At 66.3% G+C, this 6,114-nt stretch carries 6 protein-coding genes and 1 pseudogene; 6 read left to right on the top strand and 1 reads right to left on the bottom strand.

All coding sequences use genetic code 11. The features are described 5' to 3' along the window. The 5 genes and pseudogenes from FFS45_RS41205 to hutG all read left to right on the top strand — a co-directional run. Positions 1–225: pseudogene (locus FFS45_RS41205) on the top strand (urocanate hydratase); the annotation flags it as partial. 14 nt (positions 226–239) lie between these two features. After that, on the top strand, positions 240–962 hold the full coding sequence (locus FFS45_RS41200; RefSeq protein ID WP_137960312.1) for a HutD family protein: 723 nt from the start codon (positions 240–242) through the stop codon (positions 960–962). Between the two features lie 27 nt (positions 963–989). Further along, positions 990–2,240 carry an imidazolonepropionase gene (gene hutI / locus FFS45_RS41195; RefSeq protein ID WP_137960311.1) on the top strand — a complete coding sequence of 417 codons (1,251 nt, stop codon included), beginning with the start codon at positions 990–992 and terminating at the stop codon, positions 2,238–2,240. A 64-nt stretch (positions 2,241–2,304) separates the two neighbouring features. After that, positions 2,305–3,765: a formimidoylglutamate deiminase gene (locus FFS45_RS41190; RefSeq protein ID WP_137960310.1), complete on the top strand. Its 1,461-nt coding sequence runs from the start codon at positions 2,305–2,307 to the stop codon at positions 3,763–3,765. 198 nt (positions 3,766–3,963) lie between these two features. Next, positions 3,964–4,776, top strand: a complete 813-nt coding sequence (hutG, locus tag FFS45_RS41185; protein WP_137960309.1) for an N-formylglutamate deformylase — start codon at positions 3,964–3,966, stop codon at positions 4,774–4,776. Between the two features lie 96 nt (positions 4,777–4,872). Here the strand turns inward: hutG and FFS45_RS42060 are convergent, their stop codons facing one another. Continuing rightward, complete coding sequence (locus tag FFS45_RS42060) at positions 4,873–5,016, bottom strand: hypothetical protein (RefSeq protein ID WP_171029903.1); 144 nt, start codon at positions 5,014–5,016, stop codon at positions 4,873–4,875. A 378-nt stretch (positions 5,017–5,394) separates the two neighbouring features. On the opposite strand from FFS45_RS42060, the gene FFS45_RS41180 reads away from it, so the two are divergent. Beyond that, the gene (locus FFS45_RS41180) at positions 5,395–6,060 is read left to right on the top strand and encodes a hypothetical protein (protein ID WP_137960308.1); all 666 of its coding nucleotides are present in this window, start codon (positions 5,395–5,397) and stop codon (positions 6,058–6,060) included. Positions 6,061–6,114 lie beyond the last annotated feature (54 nt).

Here is a 6,114-nt window from a genome sequence, read left to right as displayed (position 1 = left end):
ACCTGGGTCTCGCTGCACCACGGCGGCGGGGTGGGCATGGGCTTTAGCCAGCATTCGGGCGTGGTGATCGTTGCGGACGGCACGGATGCGGCCAGACAGCGTCTGGGCCGCGTGCTGTTCAACGATCCGGCCACCGGCGTGATGCGGCATGCGGACGCCGGCTACGAACTCGCGCAGGAAACCGCGCGTGAGGCGGGGCTCAACCTGCCGATGCTGGGCCGTTGATCGTGACGCGGAGCATGCCCATCGACACGGCGGATACGCTCAATGCGGCGGCTGTGGATACCGGGACCACCGGTGCCGCGGCTGTGGTTGCCAAACAGGTTGCCACGCAGGCCGCGGCACAGACCACCACACAGCCCGCCGGCGTCACCTTGCTGCGCGGCGCCGATCTGGTGGCGGCGCCGTGGAAGAACGGCGGCGGTGTCACCCGCGAGGTGGCCGCCTATCCGCAAGGCGCGAGCCTCGATGCGTTCCTCTGGCGCGTGAGCATCGCGGATGTCGCGCAAGCCGGGCCGTTCTCGCGTTTCGAGGGCATCGACCGGACGCTGGTGCTGCTCTCGGGTGCGGGTATGCTGCTCGATGAGGCAGGTGGGCCGCCCCACGCGCTGACGCAACCGCTCGACATGGCGCACTTTGCCGGCGAGACTGCAATCGACGCGCGGCTTGTCGACGGCGCCACGCGCGATTTCAACCTGATGGTGCGGCGTGGTGCGGCAAGGGGCGAGGTCGAGGTATGGCAAGGCGAAGATGCAAAGCGGGATTTCGCGCCGTTGCACGCGCTTTCCGCTGACGTCGCTCTGCTGTTTTGCACTTCGGGTTCGCTGCAGGTGACATTGGGCAGTGGCGCGGCCATCACGCTCACGACCGACGACACACTGCGTATCGACGCGCCACAGGCGCTCGACTGCAGGCTGAGCGGCACGGGCGCGTTGCTCGCCATCCGCCTGCATTACGCCTGAATTCACGGACCCTTCAACGAGCACGCGATGAAGCAAACCGTTTGGCATCATCTCAAGCTTTGCCCACAGGGCGACCCGAATCACACGCTGGCCGACGCCGCGCTCGCTGTGCGCGACGGCCACATTGCATGGCTCGGCGCGGCGAGCGACCTGCCGGCGGAGTACGCTGCCTGGCCGCGCGAGGACCTCGGCGGCGCGTGGGTCACGCCGGGTCTCGTCGACTGTCATACGCATCTGGTCTACGGCGGCCAGCGCGCCGACGAGTTCGCCCAGCGTCTCGCCGGTGTCAGCTACGAAGAGATCGCACGGCAGGGCGGCGGCATTGTCTCGACGGTGCGCGCCACACGCGCCGCCGACGAAGCGACCCTCTTGCGTCAGGCGGCGGCACGGCTCGAACCGCTGCTGGCTGAAGGCGTCACCGCCATCGAAATCAAATCCGGCTACGGCCTCGATCTCGCCAGCGAGCGCAAGATGCTGCGGGTCGCGCGCCGCCTCGGTGAGCAGTATCCGGTGTCGGTGTATACGACGTTTCTCGGCGCGCATGCGTTGCCGCTGGAATTCGCCGGCCGGGCCGACGATTACATCACGGAAATCTGCGAGCGCATGCTGCCCGCGCTGGCCGATGAGGGCCTGGTCGATGCGGTCGATGTGTTCTGCGAGCGCATTGGTTTTTCGCTCGCGCAAAGCGAGCGGGTGTTCGCGGCGGCCGAGCGCTACAAGCTGCCGGTGAAGATGCATGCGGAGCAGTTGTCGAACAGCGGTGGCACGGCGCTGGCGGCGCGGCATCGCGCCCTGTCGGCGGATCATCTCGAGTTTCTCGACGAAGCAGGGGTGGCCGCGATGAAGGAAAGCGGCACGGTCGCCGTGCTTTTGCCCGGCGCGTATTACTTCATCCGTGAGACGCAGTTGCCGCCGCTCGAACTGCTGCGCCGTTACGAAGTGCCCATCGCCATTTCCACCGACAGCAACCCCGGCACGTCGCCCGCCACTTCGCTGCTGCTGATGATGAACATGGCGACCACGCTGTTTCGCATGACGGTGCCCGAAGTGCTGCAAGGCGTGACGCAGCACGCGGCGCGCGCGCTCGGCCAGGCGGATCGCCACGGCACGCTGGCGGTCGGCCGGGCGGCCGATTTCGCCGTGTGGCCGGTCGACACGCTGGCCGAACTGGCTTACTGGATCGGCCGTCCGCTGTGCGCGCGCGTGGTCCGCGCGGGCGAGACGGTCTACACGCGGCACGATGCCGTGCAACAACTATCGGGTGCACGGCGTGGCTAAGCCTCGGGCTAAACCTCGTTAAGCTGGTTTAGCGCCCACGTCGAACCCCTGGCAAGGTCTGAAGATGACTGACTTGAATCAAGCGCCGGCTGCATTGTCTGCTCATACGTCCACGGATGCGCCCGCTCTTGCGTCTGCCGCGAACCACGCCCTGTTCGCCGAGCATGCCTGGCTTCCCGATGGCTGGCGGCGCAACGTCCTGCTGCAATGGGACGCCACCGGCACGCTGACGCATGTGAGTCCCGACACCACGGCTGTGCCGGCGGGCGTGGCGCACGCCGCGGGTCCGGTGTTGCCGGGCATGCCGAATCTGCATTCGCATGCGTTTCAGCGCGCGATGGCGGGCCTCACCGAATATCGCGCGAACGCCACCGACAATTTCTGGAGCTGGCGCGACCTGATGTACCGCTTTGCCGCGAAGATCACGCCGCAAGGGCTGGCCGCCGTCGCGCAATGGCTGTACATCGAGATGCTGAAGGCGGGCTATACCTCGGTGTGTGAATTCCACTACGTGCACCACACGCCCGATGGCAGCCGCTACGGCAACCCGGCCGAGCTGGCCGAGCGGGTCGTGGATGCGGCGCACGCGAGCGGCATCGGCATGACGATGCTGCCGGTGCTGTACCAATACAGCGGCTTCGGCGCCCGTGAGCCGCGCGCCGACCAGCAGCGCTTCATCAATACGCCGGAGAGCCTGCTCGATCTGCTGGGCACGCTGCGCGCGGCGCGCCCGGAAAACACGGCCTTGCGCTACGGCGTCGCGCCGCATTCGTTGCGGGCGGTTTCGGAGCGCTCGCTGCGCACGCTGCTCGACGGTCTGGATACGGATCTGCCCGGCGCGCCGGTGCATATCCATATCGCCGAACAGACGGCGGAAGTCGACGCCTGCCTCGAAACGGAAGGCGCGCGGCCGGTGCAATGGCTGCTCGAGCGCTTCCACGTCGATTCCCGCTGGTGTCTCGTGCATGCGACCCACGTCGATGCCGACGAAACCCGCGCGCTCGCCCGAAGCGGCGCGGTGGCGGGCCTGTGCCTGACGACCGAGGCCAATCTCGGCGACGGCATTTTCCCGGCGCATGCCTACCTCGACCAGCAAGGGCGCTTCGGCATCGGTTCGGACAGCCATATCGGCGTCGACTGGCGCGCCGAGCTGCGGCTGCTGGAATACGGCCAGCGCCTGTCGCGCCGGCAGCGCAACGTGCTGGCCTCGGAACAGGCGCCGTTTGTCGCCGACCGCCTGTTCGCCGCCGCGCTCGACGGCGGTGCGCATGCCACCGGCCGCGCGGTGAACGGCCTGAAGGCAGGGCAGCGCGCCGACTGGCTGGTGCTGGATGCGGCACACTCGAACATTGCCGAACACGCGTCGCAATCGTGGCTGTCGGGCATCGTATTCTGCGAACATGGCGAGACTCCGATTCGCGATGTGTACACCGGCGGCGAGAAGGTCGTCGACAACCGTCGGCATCGCGATGAAGAGCGTGCGTACGCGCAGTACCGGGCGGCGCTCGCGGAGTTGCTCAAATGAGCTGGTCAAATGAGCTGCTCAAATGAGCTGCTCAAATGAGCCGCCTCAATGAGCTACGCCGCGGGCTTGATCTGTCCGCTTGAGCGGCTGGATCAAGCCATGCGGCTGGCCTGCCCGGTTGCCTGACTCAGTTACCAAAATTATCGACTCGGGTAAGCTGTTGCTATCCCACCCCGATCCCACTGATTCCGGACTGATATGACTGCTTCGAACACTCCACCGGTTTTCTCGTTGCATGAGGGAACCCTGCCGCTACTGATTTCGATTCCCCACGTAGGCACGCGCATTCCCGACGATATCGCCGCGACGATGACGCCCGCCGCCCTGCGCACCGAAGACTGCGACTGGCATCTCGACCGCCTGTACGCCTTTGCACGGGACCTTGGCGCCTCGATCCTGACGCCGAGCCACGCGCGCTACGTAATCGACCTGAACCGCCCGCCCGACGGCGCGAATCTGTACCCGGGCCAGGACACGACGGGCCTGCTGCCGGTCGACACCTTCGACAAGGAACCGCTGTATCTCGAAGGGCACCTGCCCGACGAGGCCGAGACCGCGCGCCGCCGCGATATTTACTGGAAGCCGTATCACGAGGCGCTGAGCGCTCATCTGGCGGCGCTGAAGGCGCGGCACGGCAAGGTGCTGCTGTGGGAGGCGCATTCGATCCGCTCTCATGTGCCGCGTTTCTTCGAGGGACGCCTGACGGATTTCAACTTCGGCACCTCGAATGGCGCGAGTGCCGTGGCGGGGCTGGCAGAGGCGCTGGCCGGAATGGTCGAGCGTCACGGCGGCTACACGGCGATCGCCAATGGCCGCTTCAAGGGCGGCTATATCACGCGCGAATACGGGCAACCCGCCGAGGGCGTGCATGCCGTGCAGCTCGAGCTGACGCAGATTACATATATGGAAGAGCAGATGCCGTATGCGTATGACGAAACGCTCGCGGCACAGGTCCAGCCGCTGTTGCAGGCGCTGGTGAAGACGGCGCTGGAGCACGTCGCAGCCGCCTGAGGCGGGCTTCAGCATCCGCACCCAGAGGCGGATACACACGGAAATACACACGCAAATACAGACGCGGCATGGACTGTGCCGCGTCTGCACCCGGCATCAATGGCAGTGCCGCTCCCAGTGTCCATGCACGTGGACCTTATGGCACACGCGATGGTGGTAGTGGTCGTCCGCGTGGGCTGGCGCGGTGGCGCCCAGGGCGACGAGGAGCGCCGCGCAGGCAAGAATCGCTTTCTTCATCATATTTCCCTTTTTTCATGGGTGGGGGCAAAGTCCTTCGCCAGCACCTCCAAGCACGATACGTGCCGCAAACGTGTGAACAATGCCACGCGGCATGCTCCATCGGCCATGCGTTGCCACGCCCCGCGTGGCGTCCCTCTCGAGTCTCACAAGCGGGCTCACCGCTCAGGAACGTAGCCGGGCGCAGTCTGTCAACATAGGGGACGTATGTGGCGCGACCGTGTTCCGGCCAGACGTTATGTGACGCCGGACCCGTGCGGACATACCGGTTGCGTGCCGCACGGCGAAGCGACTACCCTTTCATCACAATGACGCACGCGGGCTGCGAGCCCGCCGAGACGTCACAGACTAATCGGGCGAGAAGAGATGGAAGACCCAGCAATGGAAGATTCCGACGAGTCCCAGCTTCCGGTCTGGCGGGCAAATCTGGTGGTGTTGACCCAGGAAGTGGGTGCGGCCGCGCGTCTCGCGCGGATGATGACGTTCTCCGCGAGCTATCTGAAACTGATGCTGTCCGGTCAGCGTGAATTCAGCGAGGAGTTCGTGCGCGGCATCGAAGCGGTGACGGGCCTGCCCAACGGCTGGATGAACACGCCGCACGCGGCGCACGAGATTCCCGCCAACGCACGCGAGGCGATCGACAACGAAACGCCGCTCGCGCGGTTTCGCGGCACGGCGTACCCGGTGCGCAAGAAAACGGTGTTGCGCCCGCCTGAGCCGATCTTCGGCCAGCCGGCCCCGGCGCGCCGCGCGGAGGAGGAGAGCTTCGACGCCGAGGCGCACCGGCGGCAGGTTCATTTTCGCCAGGTGCGCGATCTGGCGGTGCAGGACGTGCGCCGTTTCGAGCGGCATCTGACGAGCCCGCCGGTCGAACTGGCCGCCCTGCGGGCCAAGGTGGAAGACGTGATCGCTGCCGCCGAACTGGATGATACCGATCACGCCGATCTCACCGGCCGGCTCGAGCAGATCGAAAAACACCGCCATCTGCTGCTGCGGCATGTGGAGAAACTACAGGCGCTGCTGGTACGGCTGGGCGAGAGCGAGTGAGGCGGCAGCGGGCAGGCGCCTCGGGAGCAAAACGCCCCCGAAACGCCCCCGAAA

Source organism: Burkholderia sp. 4M9327F10, from assembly GCF_005503145.1.
Taxonomy (GTDB): Bacteria; Pseudomonadota; Gammaproteobacteria; order Burkholderiales; family Burkholderiaceae; genus Paraburkholderia.
Note: the sequence above shows the minus strand (reverse complement) of the source record. Positions and strands in the feature narration are given on the sequence as shown.

Bases quoted from the DNA above. Each gene is read 5' to 3' on its own strand.
- FFS45_RS41200 (WP_137960312.1), top strand. From the start codon at position 240: ATGCCCATCGACACGGCGGATACGCTCAATGCGGCGGCTGTGGATACC.
- hutI (WP_137960311.1), top strand. From the start codon at position 990: ATGAAGCAAACCGTTTGGCATCATCTCAAGCTTTGCCCACAGGGCGAC.
- FFS45_RS41190 (WP_137960310.1), top strand. From the start codon at position 2,305: ATGACTGACTTGAATCAAGCGCCGGCTGCATTGTCTGCTCATACGTCC.
- hutG (WP_137960309.1), top strand. From the start codon at position 3,964: ATGACTGCTTCGAACACTCCACCGGTTTTCTCGTTGCATGAGGGAACC.
- FFS45_RS42060 (WP_171029903.1), bottom strand. From the start codon at position 5,016: ATGATGAAGAAAGCGATTCTTGCCTGCGCGGCGCTCCTCGTCGCCCTG.
- FFS45_RS41180 (WP_137960308.1), top strand. From the start codon at position 5,395: ATGGAAGATTCCGACGAGTCCCAGCTTCCGGTCTGGCGGGCAAATCTG.